We start from the raw sequence: 20,824 nt of genomic DNA on the forward strand, positions 1-20,824 counted from the left end.
GCGAGCCGAACGGTAGATATCCCGGGCAGCCGGTGGATTGGCCGGTCAGGGACAATGGGTAGTGATGACGCTGACCGAGATGTTGCCGGAGACCACCGAGCCTGATGACCTGTTCGACGCCCTGCAGAGCTGGGTGGGGGAGCAGGGGATCTCGCTGTACCCGGCTCAGGAAGAGGCGTTGATCGAGGTGATGACGGGATCGAACGTGATCCTGTCGACGCCGACCGGCTCCGGGAAGAGCCTGGTGGCGACCGGCGCGCACTTCGCGGCGCTCGCGAACGGGCAGCGGACGTACTACACGGCGCCGATCAAGGCGCTGGTGTCGGAGAAGTTCTTCGCGTTGTGCGACGTGTTCGGCGCGGAGAAGGTCGGCATGCTGACCGGTGACGCCTCCGTCAACGCGGGCGCCCCGATCATCTGCTGTACGGCGGAGGTCCTGGCGAACATCGCCCTGCGCGAAGGGGCGGACGCGGACGTCGGTCAGGTGGTGATGGACGAGTTCCACTTCTACTCCGAGCCGGATCGCGGCTGGGCCTGGCAGGTGCCGCTGCTCGAGCTCCCGAAGGCGCAGTTCGTGCTGATGTCCGCGACCCTCGGCGACGTCGAGCGGTTCAAGATCGACTTGTCCCGCCGCACCGGCCGTCCGACCGCGATCGTCGCTTCCGGCGAGCGCCCGGTCCCGCTGATCTACAAGTACGTCACGACGCCGCTGCACGAGACGCTCACCGAGCTCCTGGTGACGCACCAGGCCCCGGTGTACGTCGTGCACTTCACGCAGGCCGCTGCTCTGGAACGCGCCCAGGCGCTGACCAGCATCAATGTCTGCACGAAGGAAGAGAAGGACAAGATCAAGGAGCTGATCGGGCACTTCCGCTTCAGCCCGGGCTTCGGCAGGACCCTGCAGCGGCTGATCATGCACGGGATCGGGGTGCACCACGCCGGCATGCTGCCGAAGTACCGGCGGCTGGTCGAGCAGCTCGCGCAGGCGGGGTTGCTGAAGGTCATCTGCGGCACGGACACCCTCGGCGTCGGGATCAACGTACCGATCCGCACCGTCCTGCTGACCGCTCTGAGCAAGTACGACGGACGTCGGCAGCGGATCCTCAAGGCACGCGAGTTCCATCAGATCGCCGGCCGCGCCGGCCGGGCCGGGTACGACACGTCCGGCACCGTCGTCGTCCAGGCGCCGGATCACGTCGTGGAGAATGTCCGGTTGCTCGCGAAGGCCGGCGACGACCCGAAGAAGCAGCGCCGGGTCCAGCGCAAGAAGCCGCCGGAGGGGTTCGTCACCTGGGGTGAGGACACCTTCGACCGGCTCGTCGCCGCCGACCCCGAGCCGCTGCAGTCGCGGATGCGGGTCAGTCACGCGATGCTGCTGAACGTGATCGCCCGCGACGGCGACGCGTTCGCGAGTATGCGGCACCTCCTGCAGGACAACCACGAGGACTCCCGGGCGCAGATCCGGCTGATCCGCCGCGCGATCCAGATCTACCGGACGCTGCTCACCGCCGGTGTGGTCGAGCGCCTGGACGAGCCGGACGAGAACGGCCGGTCGCTGCGGCTGACCGTGGACCTGCAGAAGGACTTCAGCCTGAATCAGCCGCTGTCGACCTTCGCGCTGGCCGCGCTGGATCTGCTCGACCCCGAGGATCCGGTGTACGCGCTGGACGTGGTGTCGGTGGTCGAGGCGACGCTGGAGGATCCGCGCGCGATCCTGCTGGCGCAGCTGCACCACGCCAAGGGCGAGGCCGTACAGGGGATGAAGGCCGACGGCATCGAGTACGAGGAGCGGATGGAGCTGCTCGAGGAGATCAGCTGGCCGAAACCGCTCGAAGAGTTGCTCGAGGCAACCTTGGAGATGTACCGGCAGACCCACCCGTGGGTCGCGGAGGCCGGGCTGTCGCCGAAGTCCGTCGTACGGGACATGTTCGAGCGGGCGATGACGTTCGGCGAGTTCATCCAGTACTACGGTCTCGCGCGCTCGGAGGGCATCGTCCTGCGCTACCTGAGCGACGCGTACAAGGCGCTGCGGCAGACCGTCCCGCCGGACAAGGTGAACGAGGATCTCACCGACCTGATCGAGTGGCTCGGTGAGGTGGTCCGCCAGACCGACTCCAGCCTGCTCGACGAGTGGGAGGAGCTCACCAACCCGACCGAGGAAGAGGTGGTCGCTCCGACCCCGGCCGGTCCGCGCCGGATCACCTTGAATACCAGGGCTTTCCGCGTCCTCGTCCGCAACGCCATGTTCCGCCGCGTCGAGCTACTCGCGCTGCACCGCTGGGCCGAGCTCGGGCAGCTCGACACCGCAGCCGGCTGGGACGCGGGCCGCTGGGCCGAGGCCGGTACGGCGTACTACGCCGAGCACGACGTCGTCGGCACCGGCCCCGAGGCGCGCGGCCCCGCCCTCTTCATGGTCGAGGAACACCCGGGCTACTGGGAAGTCCAGCAAATCATCGACGACCCCGAAGGCAACCACGACTGGCGCATCACGGCCAGCGTCGACCTAGGTGCCTCCGACGAAGCCGCCGAGCTGGTTCTTGAAATGGTGTCTTTCAAGCCTTTGTAGGCCACTCCACGTCGACCTCGGTCTCGGCGTCGTAGTCCACACCCGGTACGTCGAAGCCGTACAGGCGGCGTACCTCGGTCAGGAACCACGCGGCGTCGGCGACCTCGGCGATGTTGTCCCGGGTCGCTGCCTCCCACTGGGCGCGGACGGCGGACTGTACGTCGTCGTTGAGCTCCCAGCGGTCGAGGCGGATGCGGCCCTCGTCGTCCAGGTCGAGCGGGGACGCGCCGGTGAGCTGGTCCCACAGCGCGATCGACTGCTCCACGGGTGTCTGCAGACCGGTCACCTTGTGCAGGAGGCTGACGTACAGGCCGATGCCCGGGATCGCGGACGACGCCTGTGTGACGGCGGCGCCGTTGACCGAGGTCATCGCGGTCACCCCGTCCGCGGCCAGCTTCAGCGCGGTCTGCTCCAGGTCCGCCTTGGCCGCGCCGATCGAACCCTGGCGGTAGAGCGGTCCGGTCAGTTCGGAGCCGATGTAGGTGAGGGCGACGGTGTTGAAGCCGGGCTTGAGCAGGTCGCGGTCCTGGAGTGCGGTGATCCAGCGGGTCCAGTCCTCGCCGCCCATCACCTTCACCGTCTGCGCGATCTCGTCGTCGGTCGCGACCTCGATCCCGACCTCCTGCAGCACCGGCGCACCGTCGTCGAACGCGAGGCTCTTCGTGGTGTGCTCGGCGCCGATCGCCTTCAGCACCGACTGGTACGTCTCGCCGTTGCGCGGGTCCGTACGTCGCGGTGCGGCCACGCTGTAGACGAGGTGGTCGATCCCGCCGAGCTGCTCGGCGACCAGGTCGAGTACTTCGTCCTTCGTGGTGTCCGCGAACGCGTCCGCGTTCACGAAGCTCCACGAGCGGCCGAGTTCGGCGGCGAGCGCGGCGGTCTCCGCGGTGCGGTACCAACCGGCGGTCGCCGTACGTCGGGCCGTCGGAGCCTTCTCGAAGCAGATGCCGATGCCGTCGATCCCGTACCGCGCGAGGCCGGCGATCGTGGTCGCGAGCCCGTAGCCCGAGCTCGACCCGATCACGAGCGCCGTACGACGGTCCGGCGTACGCCCGTCGACCTCCGCCGCCATCTCCCGCACCACCCGCGCACACCCCGCAGGATGCGAATCGAGAAACAGGAATCCCCGCCCAACCGGCTTCACCACGCGCTCAGTCATGGGAGAGACCCTATTAGCTCCAGTACATCTCTGCGTCGTCAGGTTCGACGACGACGTCCGCGCCCAAGCGGCGGAGGTTGCCGGCGAAGTCGGTGTAACCGCGGTGGACGTGGTGGGCGGCTGAGACCAGCGTCTCGCCCTCGGCGGCGAGACCGGCCAGCACCAGGGCCGCGCCCGCGCGGATGTCCGAGGCGACCACAGGAGCGCCGGAAAGCCGCGGTACGCCGCGAACCACGGCGTGATGCCCGTCGGTCTGGATCTGCGCACCCAGCCGGGTCAGCTCCTGCGCGAACGTGAACCGGCCCTCGAACAGGTTCTCGGTGACCATCGCCGCGCCGTCGCTGATCGCGTTCAGCGCGATCACGAACGCCTGCAGGTCGGTGGCGAACCCGGGGTAGGGGAGCGTCACCACGTCCACGGGCTTCGGCCGGTCGTGCATCCGGACCCGGAAGCCGGGGTTCAGCACGGTGATCTCCGCGCCGGCCTTGTGCAGCTTGTCGAGCGGCAGTTCGAGGTGTTCCGCGTGCCCGTTGGTGATCGTCACGTCACCCTTGGTGATGGCGGCCGCGAACGCCCAGCTCCCGGACACGATCCGGTCCGGGACCACCACGTGGTCGACGGGGTGGAGCAGCCCGCTCACCCCGGTGATCTCGATCCGCGGCGAGCCGGCGCCGTCGATCTGCGCGCCCATCTCGACCAGCATCGCCGCGATGTCCTGGATCTCCGGCTCGCGGGCGGCGTTCTCGATGATCGTCGTACCGCGCGCGAGCACCGCCGCCATCATGATCGTCTCGGTGGCCCCGACGCTCGGGAAGTCCAGCCAGACCTCGGCGCCGTGCAGGCCCTGCGGGGCCTCGGCGATCACGAAGCCGTGCTCGATGTGCACCTTCGCGCCCATCGACTCCAGGCCCGCGACGTGCATGTTCAGGCCGCGGGAACCGATGTTGTCGCCGCCCGGCAGCGCGACCTCCGCCTGGCCACAGCGGGCCAGCAGCGGACCGAGCACCGAGATCGACGCCCGCAGCTTGCGGACCAGGTCGTAGTCGCACTGGTGCCCGATCGTGCCCGGTACGGCGATCGTCGCGAGCCGCTGCTCCGCGTCGACGGTCACCTCGCACCCGAGGGTGTCCAGCAGTTGCGCCATGAACGTGACGTCGAGAATGCCCGGCACCTGCCGCAGCGTCGTCGTACCCTCTGCCAGCAGCGCTGCCGCCATCAGCTTGAGCACACTGTTCTTCGCTCCGGCCACCTCGACAGCGCCGTCGAGCCGTGCCTCACCCGCGATCCGAAACCGTTCCACCGGTCGACTGTAGCGTTTGACCAGATCCGGCTTTGCGTAGAGTCCTGGCATGGCTGTGAACTTGACGCGGATCTACACCCGCACCGGAGACGCCGGCGAGACCCGCCTCGGCGACAACTCCGTCACCTCGAAGACGGATCCGCGGCTGGCGGCGTACGGCGAGGTCGACGAGGCGAACTCCGCGATCGGCGTGGCCATCGCGGCCGGGCATCTGAACACTGCGCTCGTGGTCCTGCTGACCCACGTCCAGAACGACCTGTTCGACGTCGGCGCGGACCTGTGCAACCCGATCACGCCCGACCCGGAATACCCGCCGCTGCGCATCACCCAGGACTACATCGACCGGCTCGAGGGCTGGTGCGACGACTACAACAGTCGTTTGACCAAGCTCCGCTCGTTCATCCTGCCCGGCGGCACCGAGGGCGCGGCGTACCTGAACGTCGCCCGTGCGGTCGTACGCCGCTCCGAGCGCGCCGGCTGGGCCGCGGTCGAGGCGCACGGACCGTCCGTGAACCTGCTCGCGATCACGTACCTGAACCGGCTGTCCGACCTGCTGTTCATCCTCGGCCGCGTCGCGAACCTGTCCTCCGGCGGCGACGTCCTCTGGGTCCCGGGTGGCGAACGGGGCTAGCTGATCTCCCAGCTGAACGGCATCCGCAGTACGCCCGCAGGGGGTAGACCAAGTGCGCTGTAGAGACCGGTGGTCAGGCCGTCGAGCGTCAACGGCGCCGCACTGACAGCCAGATCATCGGTCGTCGTGGGCGCCTTCAGCTGACTGAGCAGGTTGCGGTGCGGTACTGCGGTCACGGCGATCTCGTCGCGGTCCAGACCGGCCCGGTTGCACGCGAGCGTCAGTGCGTGCTGGAAACCGCCCAGCTCGTCGATCAGCTTGTGGTTGTGCGCATCGGCACCGGTCCAGACCCGTCCGCGGGCCAGTGACTCCAGCTGCTCCTCGGGCAGGCCACGGTCCTGTGCGGCCTTGGCCACGAAGTCCTTGTAGATGCGGTCGAGTGTCTCCTCCAACCGCGCCCACTGCTCGTCGGTGAACTCCTCCTGCGCCGAGTACATCTGTGCGTTCGCGCCCTCGGACACGGCCTCGCGGGAGATGCCGATCCGCCCCAGCGCATCGCGTACGACGCCCTTGCCGGTGAGGACTCCGATCGACCCGGTGATCGTGCCGGGCTGCGCGACGATGACGTCAGCCGGCATCGCGACGAAGTACCCACCGGATGCGGCCACACCGCCCATCGACGCGATCACAGGTCGTCCGGTCGAGCGCAGCCGCAGTACCTCGTTGCGGATCGCGTCTGAGGCGACGTACGAACCACCTGGGCTGTCGACGCGCAGCACTACTGCTTTCACGCGTTCGTTGTCCGCGACAGCACGCAGTGCGGCGCCGACGGTGTCGGAGCCAGAGCCAGGACCACCCATGGGGCTGTTGGAGTTGCGGCCGACCGAGATGCCACCTGTCACGCGGACAACCGCTACCAGCGGCTTCTGCGGCCACGGGAGGTTCTTGCGTACCTCGTCTAGTGTCCGCGGACCACGCCGGATGTACCGCTCTGCCAGCAGCCTGTCGTCGTACTGGAGCTGCTTCTCGAGCTCGTCGTACACGTCCGACCGGTAGCCGAGCCGATCGACCAGTCCGGCGTCCAGACCGACCTGTGCGGGCAGTGGCGCACTGTCGACGAGCTCTCGGACCCGTGCGCTGTCCAGACGCCGCCGTACGGCGATGCCCTCGACGATCTGCTCGTACGCCGACTCCGCGAGCCGCGACGCCATCTCGCGAGCAGGAGCGGTCATCTCCCGCTCGGTGAACGTGTCGGCAGCGGTCTTGTACTCACGCCGCTTACCGAACTGGGGGATCACACCAGCCTTGTCCAGCGCACCGCGGATGAAGACCGCCTGCACGGACACCCCTGTGATGGCCAGGTCGCCCGACGGCTGCAGCCAGATCTCGTCGAACGCTGTCGCCAGGTAGTACGGCACGGTGCCCTGTCCGGTCTCGCCGAACGACTCGGTCCACGCGACGGCCGCCTTACCCGACGTACGGAAGTCAGCCACGGCCTCACGCAGCTCCTGCACCTGGGCGAGTGAGAGCCGGTTGCCGCCGATGTGAGCCACCACGCCGACCACACCGTCGTCACGCGCCCCCTTCCGGAGCGCGCCCACCAGCTCGCGCAGCGTCGGTAGGTGGCGCGCACGGAACGCCGCCACCGGTGAAGTGGGCGGCGTCTCGAGTACGCCGCGGGTCAGGTCCAGCTCGAGCAGAGTCCCCATACCCCCGACCCTAGACCTTCACCAAAGGGCCGCTAGCGGATGGCAGTAGAGGGCGGTGTCGGCTTGTGGTCGGTCCAGCCGGACTCCAGCACGACCGTCGAGCCTGTCTTCGGTCCGCGGATCGTCGAGCTGAGCAGACGGCCGGTCGTCGGGTCGATGATGTAGGTCACCGCGGTGCCAAACATCCTGGTGGCGGTGCTGCCGGGCTTGCTGTGGCTCGGGGTGATGCTGACCTCGGTACCGGTACGGCCGATCGGGTCCTTCACGCTGGTGCGGACGTGAGTGCCCGGCAGGGCGGCCAGCACCCGCAGTGCGGCGCCTCGGAGCTTCGGCGGCGACGGCATCTCGAAAAGCAGACGGCCGGCCGCGGAGAAGACAGCGAAGTCCTGGTCGGCTGAGCTCAGTCCTGGAGTCATGAGGGCCCTGCGGAGCGCTGCTGGATCAGTTGGCAGCGTAGCGATCTGCTTGGCGCTCAGCGGCTTGTCACCGGTCAGGTAGTACCCGGGTGGGACATCGCGGAACGACATCTTGTTGACCACCGGAACTGAAACCTTCTCGTTCAGATCCACCCAGCCGAACCAGGACGCGACCCCTGGCTTCATAGGCATCCAGCTCTCGGTGATGGACCGCCGCGCGTACTTCCCCGTGGTGAACTGCAGGCTTCGCACCCGGAAGTACCTCCCGGACACCTTCTCGTCCTTCTCCTGCCGTACGGCGACCGCGATCAAGACCTCGGCAGCAGCCGTCAACCGCGGCGCACTAGTAGTCGCGGGCCCAACCGGCACCGCGCCCTCCTGTCCGTCCCGGCCCAGCACCAGCGCCCCGCCCAACCCCACAACGGCCACCAGCGCAGTAGCCGCAGTAACAGCAGTCCCCAGCCACCCTGCCCGTACGAAGCACCTGCGGGGCTTGCGGATCAGCTCCTCCACCTGACGGCGCGCAGCCGCGGCAGCCTCAGGCGTCGGAGGCTCCTGCTCCGGGAACGCCTTCCGCAGTACGTCGAACTCGTTCATGACAAGTCCTCCGCTGGATTGGTGACAGCTGCCCGCACCGCTCGGCGTGCACGCGACAGCCGTGAGCACACTGTCCCGTACGCGATCCCGAGCGCGTCAGCCACCTCGTCGTACGTCAGCTGTCCTAGCGCCACCAGCAACAGAACCTCCCGGTCCTTCGCGTTCAGCTTCGCCAAGGCGGCCGCCAGCTCACGAGACGCGCCTTGTGCCGTCACCTGCGCCGCCACTCGGTCCTCGTGAGCTCCTGCGGGCACTGGTGCCGGCAGCTTCGCCGCGGCCCGCCAGGCCCGTACCTCGTCCCGCCGATGCCGCCGAATCAGGTTGGTCGCGATCCCGTACAACCACGCCCGTACCACCCCGCTCCGCCGGTCGAACCGGTCCCGCTGCCGGAACGCGATCAGGAACGTCTCGGCCGCCAGGTCGTCAGCGACATCAGTCCCCAGCCGGCGGGCGACGTACCCGTGCACCTGACCGAAGTACCGGTCGAAGATCACCGCGAACCGCTCCGGCTCGCGCACCGACGCCTCCAGCACCCAACCGTCGTCCGTCGGTGCGGGTGCGACGTCGCGCCACGGAAACGCGAGTCCAGCTTCTGACGTCATGGTGGAGTGACGCCTGAGACCGCTCTCAGGAGGACAAGGTACTCAAGGAGTTTCCAGCAGGCCGCGGGCGGCGGCCTCGTCCTTCGGCCAGACGTAGACCGTCCAGCCGTCGGTGGTGCGGGCCGCGGTGGCCTTGATGCCGAAGTCCTTCAGGCGGCTCACCAGGACGCGGGCCTCGTTGTAGTTCGCCACGGTGCGGATGTCGATGAGCAGGCCGAAGGCGTCCCGGTCGGCCGGGCGGTGGTCGACCCGGCGAACGAGCGACCCGCCCTTCGCCTTCGAGAAAGCCCAGCGGCACAGCAGTACCATCAGACCGGCCAGGGCGATGGCCACCACCGGGAACAGGAAGTAATCTCCGGCGAACACGGACACCATTGTCTCGCGAATCAAAAGATCGTGAACTCTTGGCAACCTTCCGTGTCTCCAGGGAGTCTTTGTTAACACAGACGCTGCCATACATATTTTCTGGGCCGGCCGATTACCTCGGGGGCCGCCGGAAGAGCGGGAGGGCACGGACATGCTCGCACCGACCCACAGCAAGCCTGACAACGTCGTACACCTGACCGGCATCCTGGACGTGCGCACCGTAGGCGACGTCCGTCAAACTCTCAACGACCTGATCGACGCCTCCGACGGGGACGTGTTCGTCGACCTGGAGGAGGTCGACGCGGTCGACGCGACCGGTCTCGGACTGCTGGTCGCGACCCATCGCCGGACCCAGTCGCTCGGCCGGCAACTGGTCCTCTGGCACCCGATGCCGTCGGTGGTCCGCATCCTCGCGGTCACCCGCCTGCACCGCGTCCTCAACGTCGAGAGAACCCCGCTGCCCATCAGCGCTTGAGTGTGATCCACGCCCCTGGTGACACCAGTCACGAGGTGGCGACTCACAAGGGCACAGAGTCCTACTCTCGGGTACATGGCGACCGACAAGGATCGACCCTGGGTGATGCGGACGTACGCGGGCCACTCGTCCGCGGCGGAGTCCAACGCGCTCTTCCGGCGGAACCTCGCGAAGGGCCAGACCGGGTTGTCGGTCGCGTTCGACCTGCCGACCCAGACCGGGTACGACGCGGACCACCCGCTCGCGAAGGGTGAGGTCGGGAAGGTCGGCGTACCGGTCGCGCATCTGGGCGACGTACGGGCGTTGTTCGACCAGATCCCGCTCGCGCAGATGAACACGTCGATGACCATCAACGCCACCGCGATGTGGCTGCTCGCGCTCTACCAGGTGGCCGCGCAGGAGCAGGGCGCGTTACCGGACGAGCTGACCGGGACCACGCAGAACGACATCGTCAAGGAGTACCTGTCGCGCGGGACGTACGCGTTCCCTCCGGACGCGTCCCTGCGGCTGACGACCGACGTGATCGCGTACACGGTCGCCACCATGCCGAAGTGGAATCCGATCAACATCTGCAGTTACCACCTGCAGGAGGCCGGCGCGACGCCCGTGCAGGAGCTGGCGTTCGCGCTGTCGACGGCGATCGCCGTACTCGACCGGGTACGGGACGGCGGGCAGGTCCCGCCGGAGCGGTTCGGGGACGTGGTGCAGCGGATCTCGTTCTTCGTGAACGCCGGCGTGCGGTTCATCGAGGAGACGTGCAAGATGCGGGCCTTCGTCCAGCTGTGGGATTCGTTGACGCTGGAACGCTATGGGGTGACCGATCCCAAGGCGAGGCGGCTGCGGTACGGCGTCCAGGTGAACTCGCTCGGGTTGACGGAGGCGCAGCCGGAGAACAACGTGCAGCGGATCGTCCTCGAGATGCTCGGGGTCACGCTCTCGAAGAACGCGCGGGCGCGGGCGGTCCAACTGCCGGCGTGGAACGAGGCGCTCGGGTTGCCGCGACCGTGGGACCAGCAGTGGTCGTTGCGGATGCAGCAGGTACTGGCGTACGAGTCCGACCTGCTCGAGTACGACGACATTTTCGACGGGTCGCACGTCATCGAAGCGAAGGTCGACGCGCTGGTTGCCGGTGCGCAGGAGGAGATCGACCGCGTACAGGCGATGGGCGGTGCGGTCGCCGCCGTCGAGAGCGGGTACCTGAAGCAGGCGCTCGTCGGCTCGCACGCCGAGCGGCGGCAGCGGATCGAGTCCGGCGAGCAGATCGTCGTCGGCGTGAACAAGTTCGAGAACACCGAGCCGTCGCCGCTGACCGCCGACCTGGACACCGCGATCCAGACCGTCGACCCGGCGGCCGAATCGGCCGCGCTGCAGTCGCTGCAGAAGTGGCGGGCCGAGCGCGACGCGACCGCCGTCGACACCGCCCTGGCGAAGCTGCGCGCCGCCGCGAAGACGACCGACAACCTCATGCCAGTGACTTTGGAGTGCGCCCGGGCCGGCGTCACGACGGGGGAGTGGGCGGGAGTGTTGCGCGAGATGTACGGCGAGTACCGCGCGCCCACTGGGGTGTCCGGGTCGGTCGGTGTGTCCGCAGGTGGCGCCGAGATCGCCGCCGTACGTGCGAAGGTCGCGGCGACCTCCGAGGAGCTCGGCGGCCGGCTCCGCCTGCTCGTCGGCAAGCCCGGTCTGGACGGCCACTCGAACGGCGCCGAGCAGGTCGCGGTCCGCGCCCGCGACGTCGGCTTCGAGGTCATCTACCAAGGCATCCGCCTGACCCCCGAACAGATCGTCGCCGCGGCCGTCGCCGAGGACGTCCACTGCGTCGGCCTCTCGATCCTCTCCGGCTCCCACATGGAATTGGTCCCGCAGGTGGTCGAAGGCCTCCGCGAAGCAGGCCTCGAAGACGTCCCTGTCGTCGTCGGCGGCATCGTCCCCGAAGCCGACGCCAACTCGCTGCGGTCCGCCGGCGTCGCCGCCGTCTACACCCCCAAGGACTACGACCTCACCGGCATGATGTCCGACGTCGTCGACGTCATCCGTCAGGCCAACAAGTTGTAGGTTTGGGCGCATGACCGCTAATACTCGGCAGCTGTCCAATGGAACTGAGATCCCGGTGCTTGGGCTTGGGGTCTGGCAGGTGGATGACGGGGCGGAGTGCGAGCGCGCCGTCACCTGGGCGCTCGAGGCCGGCTACCGGCTGATCGACACCGCGCAGGCCTACCGGAACGAGGCCAGTGTCGGGAAGGCGATCCGGGAGAGCGGGATCCCGCGCGAAGAGATCTTCCTGACGACGAAGTTCTACCCGGGCGGGAAGGACGCACGGGTCGAGGCGGAGAAGAGCCTCGAGCGGCTCGGGACCGACTACCTCGACCTCTACCTGATCCATTGGCCGCAGGGCGGGCCGACCTGGGCCTGGCCGGCCATGGAAGCCGCCGTCGACGCGGGCCTCACCAAGGGCATCGGCATCTCCAACTTCAGCGCGGCCGAATTGCAGGAGCTGAACAAGATCGCCCGGATCCAGCCGGCCGCGAACCAGGTCCTGTTCAGCCCGTTCGAGTACCGCAAGGCGCTCGTCGAGGCCTGCGAGGAGGCGGACGTCGTCGTCCAGGCGTACAGCCCGCTCGGCACCGGCCGCCACCTCGGCGACCCGGTCATCGCCCGGATCGCCGAGGCCACCGGCCACACTCCGGCGCAGGTACTGATCCGCTGGGCGATCCAGAAGGGCCTCTCGGTCATCCCGAAGTCCATCCACCAGGACCGCATCGTCGAGAACTTCAACGTCTTCGACTTCGAGCTCGACGACGCGGCGGTCGCCGCCCTCGACGCCCTCGACACCACGAACCTGACCGCGGACGCCCTGTCCCAGAGCGGCAAGTGGTGGTCGTGAGCAGATGATTCAGGAGGTACTGCGAGAGCCCGCGAAGGCGGCGATCTTCCTCGTTCTCGACGTACGCCCTGGATCCGAGGACACCGCGCGGGACCTGCTGGCGGATGTCGCCGGACTGACCCGCGCGGTCGGCTTCCGCGTCCCCGACGACCGGCTCAGCTGTGTGGTCGGCATCGGCACGTCCCTGTGGCACCGGCTCTACCGCTTGCCGGTGCCGCGCGGCCTGCATCCGTTTCGCGGGTTGTCCGGCGCCAAGCACACCGCCCCGGCAACGCACGGAGACCTCCTGTTCCACGTCCGCGCCAGCAGCCTCGACCTGTGCTTCGAGCTCGTCCGCCAGGTGATGCGGCGGCTCGCCGGTCACGTCAACGTCCGCGACGAGGTCCAGGGCTTCAAGTACTTCGACGAACGCGACCTGCTCGGTTTCGTCGACGGCACCGAGAACCCGTCCGGCCACGCCGCGGTCGCCGCCATCACGATCGGCGACGAGGATCCGGCGTACGCCGGCGGCAGCTACGTGATCGTCCAGAAGTACCTGCACGACCTGGACGCCTGGCAGGCGCTGCCGGTCGCGGAGCAGGAGCGCGTGATCGGGCGGCAGAAACTCAGCGACATCGAGCTCGCCGACCAACCTGTGAACTCGCACGTTGCGGTGAACACGATCGTCGACGCGGACGGCACCGAGCGGCAGATCGTCCGCGAAAACATGGCCTTCGGCTCGCCCGGCGCCGACGAGTTCGGTACTTATTTCATCGGGTACGCCGGAACGCCGGAGGTGATCGAGCGGATGCTGCACCGGATGTTCGTCGGCGAACCGCCCGGCAACCACGACCGGATCCTTGACTTCTCGACCGCGGTCACCGGCAGCCTGTTCTTCGTGCCGACCGCGGAGTTCCTCGAGTCACCCACCCCAACCCAATCGGCCGCTTCGGACGGCTCGCTGGGAATCGGCAGCCTGAGAAGGAGTCGGACATGACCAACAACCTGCACCGTGAGCTGGCCCCGGTCTCGGATGCCGCGTGGGGCGAGATCGAGGAAGAGGCCCGGCGTACCTTCACGCGCGACATCGCCGGCCGTCGCGTCGTGGATCTGGTCGGCCCGGCCGGACCGGGGCTGTCGTCGGTCGGGACCGGGCACACCGAGTCGGTCGAGGCGCCTGGCGAGGGCGTGATCGCGCTCCGCCGGTTGTCGCAGCCGATCATCGAGCTGCGGGTCCCGTTCACCGTCTCGCGGCAGGCCGTCGACGACGTGGAGCGTGGCGCGAAGGACTCGGACTGGCAGCCGGTCAAGGACGCCGCGAAGCAGGTCGCGTACGCCGAGGACCACCTGGTCTTCCACGGCTCAGACGCCGCCGGGATCCTCGGCCTCGCCCCGAGCACCTCGAACCCGGTCCTCGCGCTCCCGTCTGAGCCGCGCGAGCTGCCGGACACTGTGGCGCAGGCACTGCGGGCGTTGCGGCTCGCCGGTGTCAACGGGCCGTACAGCCTCCTGCTCTCCGCCGACGCCTACACCGCCGTCGCGGAAACCACCGACCACGGCTACCCGATCCGCGACCACCTGGCCCGGTTGATCGGCGACGGCGAGATCATCTGGGCGCCGGCGCTCGAAGGCGCACTACTGGTGTCGACGCGTGGCGGCGACTACGAGCTGCACCTCGGTCAGGACCTGTCGATCGGGTACCTCTCACACGACGCCGAGACCGTCCAGCTGTACCTGCAGGAGTCCCTGACCTTCCTGGCCCTCACCGCAGAGTCCAGCGTCGTACTACGCCCCTGATCAGACCAACAAGCTCGTACTCTTCGCCATCTTCTCCCTGAAGGCGCGCCACTTCGTCTCCGGCAGTTCTTGTGGGCTGGGGAGGAGTTGGCGTACGACGGTGGCGCCGGGAGCCCAGGCGGCGTCGGGCAGCGTCCCCATGACGTCGGCGTACACCGACCGGAGGACCTCGGCCTGTGCGGCCCAGGAGAACCGGTGCTGCAGCTCGGGGTCGTCGGCGATGCGCTGGGCGATGCGGTCGCGGTCGGCGAGCACGGTCTGGACCGCCCGCACGAGGCCGTCGACATCGCCCGCGGGGTAGACCGCGCCGAGGTCGAGCTCCTTCACCAGGTCGGCCTGCGCCGGGGTGTCGCTGGTGATGATGGGCAGCCCCGCGCCGATGTACTCGCAGAACTTGTTCGTCACCGCGATGTCGTGGTTCGGCGCGTGCAGCAGAGGGCTGAGACCGATGGTGGCCGAGCGCAGGTACAGCGGCACGACCTCGGCAGCGACGAACGGCGCCAGGTGCACGCGGTCGCCCACACCCAGCTCGACGGCACGGGCCTCCAACTCCGCGGTGACGGAGTTGGGCCGCGCGACGATCGCGAGGTGTACGCCGGGGAGTTGGGTCAGCGCCTCGACAGCCGTCCCGACGCCGCGGGCACGGTTGACGCCGCCGCCGTACACCAGCAACGGAACGTCCTCGGTCAGCCGGAGCTGCTCGCGTAGGCCAATGACCTCGGCGTCCTCGGGCGGCTGGACCGGCGCGTTGAGGACGACGTCGGGCAGCTCGGCCAGCTTGTGGTCGCGCTTGAGCCAGCCGGCCAGCGGCTCGGACACGGTGATGACGCGGTCGGCGTCGCGGATGAACTCGCGCTCGAGATCGCTGTACGCCGCGACTCGCCGCGGAGCCACCACCGGCACGCCCGGGATGTACTCGTGGGCGTCGTAGATGATCTTGATCGTCCGCCCGTCCAGCGCCGCCCGGTGTGCCGCCCGCGCCGCGATACCGAGCATGAACACGTCGTGGACATGGATGACCTCGATCAGGAGGCGGTCGAGCAGCGGGCCCAGTGTCAGCTCCTGATCGACCAGCTCGGGCATCACCCGCCGCCAGCGCCCCGACGGCAGGTAACGGTAGAGGGCGAGCAGCCGCTCGCGCCGCTTACCGATGCCCAGGTCGGTGATGTCGTCCTTGGGCTTGGTACGCCGGACGAAGTACGCACGGGCCTGGAGTACGGCGCGGTGCAGCCGCAGCATGCGCCAGCGCGCCGCCCGCCGCACCCGGGCGAGGATCGAACGCCGGCCCCGCGACACACCAGACCCGGTGCCCGCGCCGCTGCGCTGGTCGTCGCGGCGGTCGCGGCCGCGCTCGGCGCGTAGCTCGCGGCTCGCGTACTGCCAGTGGCTGTAGGCCAGCAGATACTCGGCCTCGGTGCTGAACCACGGCTTGAGGTTGACCTTGAGGCTGGTCCTGACGTTGGCCAGCCGCTTGCGCCACCCCGTCAACAGCACCTTCGACGGAATGACCGGGCACAGCACCTGCACCTTGCCGAAGTAGCGGACGCCCCTGAACCGGCGTCCGGGGAGGCCGATGCAGGTGACGTCGAGGTCCCAGTTGGCCACCGTCTGCGCGTACTTGAGCACGCGGGCGTCGACCACGATGTCGTTGCCGGCCATCATCACGACCTTGGGCCGGATCCAGGACGGCTTCCAGTCGACCGGCACTGGACTTGTTTGGCTCGACTGCTCGACGAACGCGGCCAGCGCGTCGGCCGACCAGCTGCCGTCGTGCACCATCTCGACGAAGTCCGGTCCGCGCGCGGCGACCTCGCGGCCCCGCTCCGGGTGCGCGATGAGGTCGAGCACGACCTGCTCGACGGTGTCGGGCGTCGCGTCGACGATGGGCAGGTCGAGCCCGGTCTCCGCGGCCACGCGATCCCGGACGTGCTGAGCGATATGCCCCACCACGATCCGGCCCGCCGCCATGGCCTCGCACGCGGCGACGCCGTAGCTGCCGACGCGGAACTGGTCGAGCACGATATCGGCGTCGCGATACACGGCCGGCATATCCGCCGGGTCGACACCCTCGACCCGGCGATAGGTGATCAGGCCCCGCTGGGCCAGGCTCTCCATGATCGGGTCGATGAGTTCGGAACCCTTCATGGCCGACTTGCTCGGCGCGTGCGCCACCACCGGCAACTTGTGTTCGAGCACCGGGGCGTCGCTGCGCCAGGTGTCGACGTCGACGATCACCGGGCACCAGACGGCGTTGGGGACGTAGTCGAGGAGATCGGGGGTGGAGACATAAACCCGGCCCGGGTACGACGTGAACAGCTCGACGGCACGGGTGGAGTTGCGTTCGAGCAACTCGACGGTCTCGTCGTCGAGGTCGGGGAACGGTGACCACGGCTCGGTCTCCGCGTGCCGGCTGGGAATGCGCACGTCGGAGCCGTGGGCGATGAGCCCCACCTGCAGACCCTTGGTGAGCAGGTGCGGGATCTCGAAGGATCCGTCCGGTCCGTGCAAGGGACCGAAGATCGGCCGGGCCGCCTCGAGCAGCACGTGCGTGTAGTTGCGCACGACATGGTTGTAGAAGTTCAGCCGCCACCGAGGATTGCGCCGGTACGTGCGCGCCGGTACGCCGTAGTCGACCTGGTAGTCGAGCACTCCCTTGAAGAAGGCGAACGACGTCGCCTTCGTGGTCGGCACCCGCTCCTCGAGCGCGCGGGCCCACCGAGTGCCCTGACCCGCGAAGTTGGCCGGACCGACGAGCAGCCGGACGGACGCGTCGAGCCGCGCCGGCATTCCTTCATCCACAGTGCTTCTTCCCCCCACCAGATCGCCCGTACGGTCTTGACATTTAAGGACTAGACCGGTATTAGGCCAGACCACTCCCGTGGCCAATGCGATTGTGTTGAGTCCCCCCGGACTCAACCTATAGATGTCGCGAGGCTCTCAATTGGTTGCAAAAAACCCGCATTCGTTACCGAACATGTCCGCTGTAGCGGAGAAGGGCGGGCGTCCAGAGGCCGAGGGCGGCGACGCCGGCGACCAGGAGTACGGCGCTGACGCACGTGGTGATGTCGACGCCGTAGTGCTCGGCGAACGCGCCCAGGGCCAGGGACGCCAAGGGCATGATGCCGATCGCCAGTTCCTGGACGCCCAGGGCGCGACCGTGCAGGGACTCGTCGGTGGTCATCAGGAGCAGCGTCGTCTGCAGTACGCCGAACGGCCACAGCAAGGTATTCGCGGCCAGCGTGATCAGCAGGACGGTCGAGGCCAGACGGTTGCGGGCGAGGTCGCGGAGACCGCTGGTGACCATCCGGAGCGCCGATCCGGTGTGCCCGCCGACCACCCGGCCGTACTCGCGCAACGGCAGCAGGGTGACCAGCGAAATGGCATACCAAAACGTCGAGACCGACAGCGCGGCCGGTGCGCCCAGCCCGGTGATCATCAATCCGCCGACCGCGGGCCCGATCACCTGCGTCATGTTCAGTGCCATCGAGTTCAGTGCGTTGGCGTTGCTGAGGTTCTCCCGGCCGACCAGGTCCATCACGAGCGAGGCGCGGGCGGGCTGCGACGGCGACTGCGCGAGGCCGATCGCCAGCCCGCCGACCACGAGCACCCAGTACGACGCCTTGCCGAGCGACGCCAGCGTGGCAACGACGCTGACCGTCACCAGCGCCCACGAGGCCGCGACGATCAGCAGCCGCACCCGGTTGTGGCGGTCCGCGAACGCGCCCGCGAACGGCCCGAGCAACAACGGCGCCAACCGCACCGCCGTGTAGACGGCGACGAGGAAGTCCGAGTGCGTGGTCTCCCAGGCGAGCCACCCGAGCACGAGGGTCTGCGTCCACACGCCACCGAAGAAGAACAGGTTCGAGAACCAGAACAGCCGGAACGCGCGGTTGTCCCTGAGCGAGCCCAGCGTGCGTCCGATGGGAGTGCCGGTACTCACACCTGGAGTTCGCCGTCGCGGACGACGACCTGCCCGCCGGCGACCACGTACTCACGACGCGGTGCGCGGACCAGCACGTCCGGCGCGTTCTCGGCGTCGAGCAGCACGATGTCCGCGCGGGCGCCGACGGTGAGGCCGTGGTTGTCTCGGTGCACGAAGGTGGCGCCGTACGTCGTCGCGAGCTCGACCGCGTACGTCAGGTCCTCGTCGGTGCGGAGCCCGTGCAGCCGGGCGAAACCGCGGGCGATCTGCAGGAGGTCACCATCGCCGTACGGCGACCACAGATCACGGATGCCGTCGGTGCCGAGGCCGATCGGGACGCCCGCCGCGCGCATCTCGCGGAACGGCAGCGGTGCCGAGGTGGGCGGAGCGACCGTGGTCCAGGAGATCCCGGCCTCGCCGAGCTGGTCTACCATTTCGCTCCGCCGCGCAGGGCCCAGCTCACCAAGAGCGAACCCGTGCGACACGTTCACCTTGCCTTGCAGACCGGCCTGCACAGTGCGCTCGGCGATCAGCTCGTACTGGAACGCGCCGAGGTCGCCGTGGTCGTGCAGGTGCAGGTCGAGCCCGACGCCGCGCCGGGTCGCGATCTCGAACAGCGCGTCCAGCTGGCCAACCGGGTCGCGGTCGATCGTCGCCGGGTCGAGCCCGCCGATGCTGGTCGCCCCTTCGGCCGCGGCCTTGTCGAGCAGATCGAGTACGCCGGGACGCCGGAGTACGCCGTCCTGCGGGAACGCGACGATCTCCACGTCGACGGCGCCGTCGAGCGCGGCCGCCGCCTCGAGGACGTTCGCGATGCCGCGCAGTTCGACGCCGAGGTCGACGTCGACGTGGGTGCGCGTCGCCGTCGTACCGTGCCGGAGGAACTCACGCAGCACGGCCTTCGCGCCGTCGACGCTCGGGATGCCGTACTTGTCCCGCTCGGCGCGCTCGTGGGCGATCCGGCCCTGCGTGGCCGGCTGACCGCCGTACGACACCCACGGCTGACCCCACCAGCTCTTGTCGACGTGCGCGTGCGCGTTGACGAACCCCGGCAGCGCCAGCAGCCCGCGCCCGTCGACCCGCTGCTCCACCTCTGTGCTGTTCCCAGTGGGGGAGAGGTTCGAGATCACGCCGTCGACGATCGTCACGTCGACCGCGTCGCCGCCCCAAGGGCGCACGCCAGCAAGCAGCAAAGAGGTCATGGACAAGAATGGTATACCAAATTGCGACGCCGATTCACTCCATGCCGCGGCTGCTCCGGAACAGGACGTGCGACTGGGCGAGATGCTCGGCGGCGAGGCGTTCGGCGGCCGCGACGTCCCGGTTGGCGATCGCGGTGAAGAGCTCCAGGTGCTGGCCGGCGACCGCGATCAGGTCGTCGTGCTGGGTCAGCAGCCAGCGCATCCGGCTGCGCAACGGGCGCTCGATCTCGACCAGCAGTTCGTTGGACGCCAGCTCGGTGACGATCTCGTGGAAGTCGGCCGCCTTCCGCCGCGCGACGACAGCGTCCTTCGCCCGCGCCGCGGCCAGTTGCTCGTCCAGAACCGCCCGCAGCCGGTCGAGTCCTTCCCGGGTACGCCGTTCCGCCGCGAGCCGGAACGTCAGCGGCTCGAACGCCTCCCGGACCTCGGTCAGATCGGCGATGTCGGAGTCGGTGAACGTCCGCACCACCGCCCACGAGCGCGGCCGCAACGTCACGAGCCCCTCGCTGACGAGCGCCTTCAGGGCCTCCCGCACCGGCACCCGGCTGACGTCCAGCGCGGCCGCCAGCTCCCGCTCGACGAGCCGCTCACCGGGCCGCCGTACGCCGTCGAGGATCTCGCCCCGCAGCCGCCGCGTGACCCGTTCGGTCTCGGACTCCCGACTCTCGCTCATCGACCCTCTCCAGCTTTTGGTATGCCATCGCAAGCATGGCGTACCGGCGGCTGTTGAACGAATCCGGCGGGCGAATCAGCCGGCCGACTTCTCCTTGATCAGGTCCTCGACGGCCTTCGGGATCGTGGTCTCGAAGTCGAGCAGCTTGGCCCACGTGAGCGTGACCGTGATGACGGCCATCTCGTCGTACAGGGCCGTCACGCCCTCGACCCAGCCCGGGTACTGCTCGTCGGTCATGACCTTGTGGCCGGCGACGAGGTAGCCCTCGGGGACGCCCGGGACGACGCTGACCTCGGCGGTGCCGCGGAGCAGCAGCACCTTGGGCGGGAACGCACCGGTGTCGATGGTGAGCGCGACCTTCGGGTTCTTGCGGAGGGCGGCGACCTTGGCGGCCTTCGGCACGGTGGCGACCAGGATCTGGTCGCCCTCGACCCAGAACCCGATCGGGATCACCCGCGGGTCGCCGTCCAGGCCGTCGTAGGCGAAGCGGGCCGGCTCGGATCCGTTCAGGAGCTGCTGCGCGTACGGCTTGGCGAGGATCTCGGCGATCTGCTGCTGGTTCATGTCAGTTTCCAATCTGAGGAGGTGTTGTTCTCATCAGGGGGA

At 68.7% G+C, this 20,824-nt stretch carries 18 protein-coding genes; 7 read left to right on the plus strand and 11 right to left on the minus strand.

From position 1 onward, the window contains the following. Window positions 1-64 precede the first annotated feature (64 nt). Complete coding sequence (locus ACLJOO_RS38545) at window positions 65-2,566, plus strand: DEAD/DEAH box helicase (protein WP_410792776.1); 2,502 nt, start codon at window positions 65-67, stop codon at window positions 2,564-2,566. Here ACLJOO_RS38545 and fabV read toward each other — a convergent pair. Together fabV and murA are read right to left on the minus strand one after the other, a co-directional pair. Beyond that, on the minus strand, window positions 2,553-3,725 hold the full coding sequence (gene fabV / locus ACLJOO_RS38550; RefSeq protein ID WP_410792777.1) for an enoyl-[acyl-carrier-protein] reductase FabV: 1,173 nt from the start codon (window positions 3,723-3,725) through the stop codon (window positions 2,553-2,555). The genes ACLJOO_RS38545 and fabV overlap by 14 nt on opposite strands. A 13-nt stretch (window positions 3,726-3,738) precedes the next feature. Next, window positions 3,739-5,025, minus strand: coding sequence for a UDP-N-acetylglucosamine 1-carboxyvinyltransferase (murA, locus tag ACLJOO_RS38555; protein ID WP_131291374.1), 1,287 nt, complete (start codon window positions 5,023-5,025; stop codon window positions 3,739-3,741). Between the two features lie 49 nt (window positions 5,026-5,074). On the opposite strand from murA, the gene ACLJOO_RS38560 reads away from it, so the two are divergent. Further along, a complete protein-coding gene (locus ACLJOO_RS38560) occupies window positions 5,075-5,656 on the plus strand; it encodes a cob(I)yrinic acid a,c-diamide adenosyltransferase (protein WP_410792778.1) in 582 nt (193 codons plus the stop codon). Here ACLJOO_RS38560 and sppA read toward each other — a convergent pair. From sppA to ACLJOO_RS38580, 4 genes are read right to left on the minus strand one after another with little or no spacing between them, the layout of a single operon-like run. Beyond that, window positions 5,653-7,305, minus strand: coding sequence for a signal peptide peptidase SppA (gene sppA, locus ACLJOO_RS38565; RefSeq protein WP_410792780.1), 1,653 nt, complete (start codon window positions 7,303-7,305; stop codon window positions 5,653-5,655). The genes ACLJOO_RS38560 and sppA overlap by 4 nt on opposite strands. A 32-nt stretch (window positions 7,306-7,337) precedes the next feature. Then, window positions 7,338-8,318, minus strand: a complete 981-nt coding sequence (locus ACLJOO_RS38570) for a CU044_5270 family protein (protein WP_410792782.1) — start codon at window positions 8,316-8,318, stop codon at window positions 7,338-7,340. After that, window positions 8,315-8,920: an RNA polymerase sigma factor gene (locus ACLJOO_RS38575; RefSeq protein ID WP_410792784.1), complete on the minus strand. Its 606-nt coding sequence runs from the start codon at window positions 8,918-8,920 to the stop codon at window positions 8,315-8,317. Before ACLJOO_RS38575 ends, ACLJOO_RS38570 begins: the two co-directional genes overlap by 4 nt. A 42-nt stretch (window positions 8,921-8,962) precedes the next feature. Then, a complete protein-coding gene (locus ACLJOO_RS38580) occupies window positions 8,963-9,295 on the minus strand; it encodes a hypothetical protein (RefSeq protein WP_410792786.1) in 333 nt (110 codons plus the stop codon). Between the two features lie 142 nt (window positions 9,296-9,437). Here ACLJOO_RS38580 and ACLJOO_RS38585 point away from each other — a divergent pair, with 142 nt between their 5' ends. The 5 genes from ACLJOO_RS38585 (at window position 9,438) to ACLJOO_RS38605 (ending at window position 14,421) form a co-directional block, all read left to right on the plus strand. Then, on the plus strand, window positions 9,438-9,761 hold the full coding sequence (locus ACLJOO_RS38585) for an STAS domain-containing protein (RefSeq protein ID WP_410792787.1): 324 nt from the start codon (window positions 9,438-9,440) through the stop codon (window positions 9,759-9,761). A 75-nt stretch (window positions 9,762-9,836) separates the two neighbouring features. Beyond that, window positions 9,837-11,816: a protein meaA gene (locus ACLJOO_RS38590; protein ID WP_410792789.1), complete on the plus strand. Its 1,980-nt coding sequence runs from the start codon at window positions 9,837-9,839 to the stop codon at window positions 11,814-11,816. A 10-nt stretch (window positions 11,817-11,826) separates the two neighbouring features. Further along, window positions 11,827-12,645 (plus strand): aldo/keto reductase, encoded by an 819-nt coding sequence (locus ACLJOO_RS38595; protein ID WP_410792790.1) that lies wholly within the window; start codon window positions 11,827-11,829, stop codon window positions 12,643-12,645. A gap of 4 nt (window positions 12,646-12,649) precedes the next feature. Beyond that, window positions 12,650-13,621, plus strand: a complete 972-nt coding sequence (locus ACLJOO_RS38600; RefSeq protein WP_410792791.1) for a Dyp-type peroxidase — start codon at window positions 12,650-12,652, stop codon at window positions 13,619-13,621. Continuing rightward, window positions 13,618-14,421, plus strand: coding sequence for a family 1 encapsulin nanocompartment shell protein (locus ACLJOO_RS38605; protein WP_410792792.1), 804 nt, complete (start codon window positions 13,618-13,620; stop codon window positions 14,419-14,421). Before ACLJOO_RS38600 ends, ACLJOO_RS38605 begins: the two co-directional genes overlap by 4 nt. Here ACLJOO_RS38605 and ACLJOO_RS38610 read toward each other — a convergent pair whose 3' ends face one another. The 5 genes from ACLJOO_RS38610 to ACLJOO_RS38630 form a co-directional block, all read right to left on the minus strand. Next, window positions 14,422-17,220 (minus strand): glycosyltransferase, encoded by a 2,799-nt coding sequence (locus ACLJOO_RS38610; protein WP_410792794.1) that lies wholly within the window; start codon window positions 17,218-17,220, stop codon window positions 14,422-14,424. A gap of 166 nt (window positions 17,221-17,386) precedes the next feature. After that, entirely contained in the window at window positions 17,387-18,361 is a 975-nt protein-coding gene (locus ACLJOO_RS38615) for an MFS transporter (RefSeq protein WP_410792796.1), read from the minus strand. Next, a complete protein-coding gene (locus tag ACLJOO_RS38620; protein WP_410792798.1) occupies window positions 18,358-19,545 on the minus strand; it encodes an amidohydrolase in 1,188 nt (395 codons plus the stop codon). The genes ACLJOO_RS38615 and ACLJOO_RS38620 overlap by 4 nt, the downstream gene beginning before the upstream one ends. A 34-nt stretch (window positions 19,546-19,579) precedes the next feature. Then, window positions 19,580-20,218, minus strand: a complete 639-nt coding sequence (locus tag ACLJOO_RS38625) for a GntR family transcriptional regulator (RefSeq protein ID WP_410792800.1) — start codon at window positions 20,216-20,218, stop codon at window positions 19,580-19,582. A gap of 75 nt (window positions 20,219-20,293) precedes the next feature. Continuing rightward, on the minus strand, window positions 20,294-20,782 hold the full coding sequence (locus ACLJOO_RS38630) for a pyridoxamine 5'-phosphate oxidase family protein (RefSeq protein ID WP_410792802.1): 489 nt from the start codon (window positions 20,780-20,782) through the stop codon (window positions 20,294-20,296). Window positions 20,783-20,824: the final 42 nt, after the last annotated feature.

This window comes from Kribbella sp. C-35, from assembly GCF_046549195.1.
Lineage (GTDB): Bacteria > Actinomycetota > Actinomycetes > Propionibacteriales > Kribbellaceae > Kribbella.

Excerpts from the sequence above, each read along its gene's own strand:
- ACLJOO_RS38545 (WP_410792776.1), top strand. The coding sequence starts at position 65 with ATGACGCTGACCGAGATGTTGCCGGAGACCACCGAGCCTGATGACCTG.
- fabV (WP_410792777.1), bottom strand. The coding sequence starts at position 3,725 with ATGACTGAGCGCGTGGTGAAGCCGGTTGGGCGGGGATTCCTGTTTCTC.
- ACLJOO_RS38560 (WP_410792778.1), top strand. The coding sequence starts at position 5,075 with ATGGCTGTGAACTTGACGCGGATCTACACCCGCACCGGAGACGCCGGC.
- sppA (WP_410792780.1), bottom strand. The coding sequence starts at position 7,305 with ATGGGGACTCTGCTCGAGCTGGACCTGACCCGCGGCGTACTCGAGACG.
- ACLJOO_RS38570 (WP_410792782.1), bottom strand. The coding sequence starts at position 8,318 with ATGAACGAGTTCGACGTACTGCGGAAGGCGTTCCCGGAGCAGGAGCCT.
- ACLJOO_RS38575 (WP_410792784.1), bottom strand. The coding sequence starts at position 8,920 with ATGACGTCAGAAGCTGGACTCGCGTTTCCGTGGCGCGACGTCGCACCC.
- ACLJOO_RS38580 (WP_410792786.1), bottom strand. The coding sequence starts at position 9,295 with ATGGTGTCCGTGTTCGCCGGAGATTACTTCCTGTTCCCGGTGGTGGCC.
- ACLJOO_RS38585 (WP_410792787.1), top strand. The coding sequence starts at position 9,438 with ATGCTCGCACCGACCCACAGCAAGCCTGACAACGTCGTACACCTGACC.
- ACLJOO_RS38590 (WP_410792789.1), top strand. The coding sequence starts at position 9,837 with ATGGCGACCGACAAGGATCGACCCTGGGTGATGCGGACGTACGCGGGC.
- ACLJOO_RS38595 (WP_410792790.1), top strand. The coding sequence starts at position 11,827 with ATGACCGCTAATACTCGGCAGCTGTCCAATGGAACTGAGATCCCGGTG.
- ACLJOO_RS38600 (WP_410792791.1), top strand. The coding sequence starts at position 12,650 with ATGATTCAGGAGGTACTGCGAGAGCCCGCGAAGGCGGCGATCTTCCTC.
- ACLJOO_RS38605 (WP_410792792.1), top strand. The coding sequence starts at position 13,618 with ATGACCAACAACCTGCACCGTGAGCTGGCCCCGGTCTCGGATGCCGCG.
- ACLJOO_RS38620 (WP_410792798.1), bottom strand. The coding sequence starts at position 19,545 with ATGACCTCTTTGCTGCTTGCTGGCGTGCGCCCTTGGGGCGGCGACGCG.
- ACLJOO_RS38625 (WP_410792800.1), bottom strand. The coding sequence starts at position 20,218 with ATGAGCGAGAGTCGGGAGTCCGAGACCGAACGGGTCACGCGGCGGCTG.
- ACLJOO_RS38630 (WP_410792802.1), bottom strand. The coding sequence starts at position 20,782 with ATGAACCAGCAGCAGATCGCCGAGATCCTCGCCAAGCCGTACGCGCAG.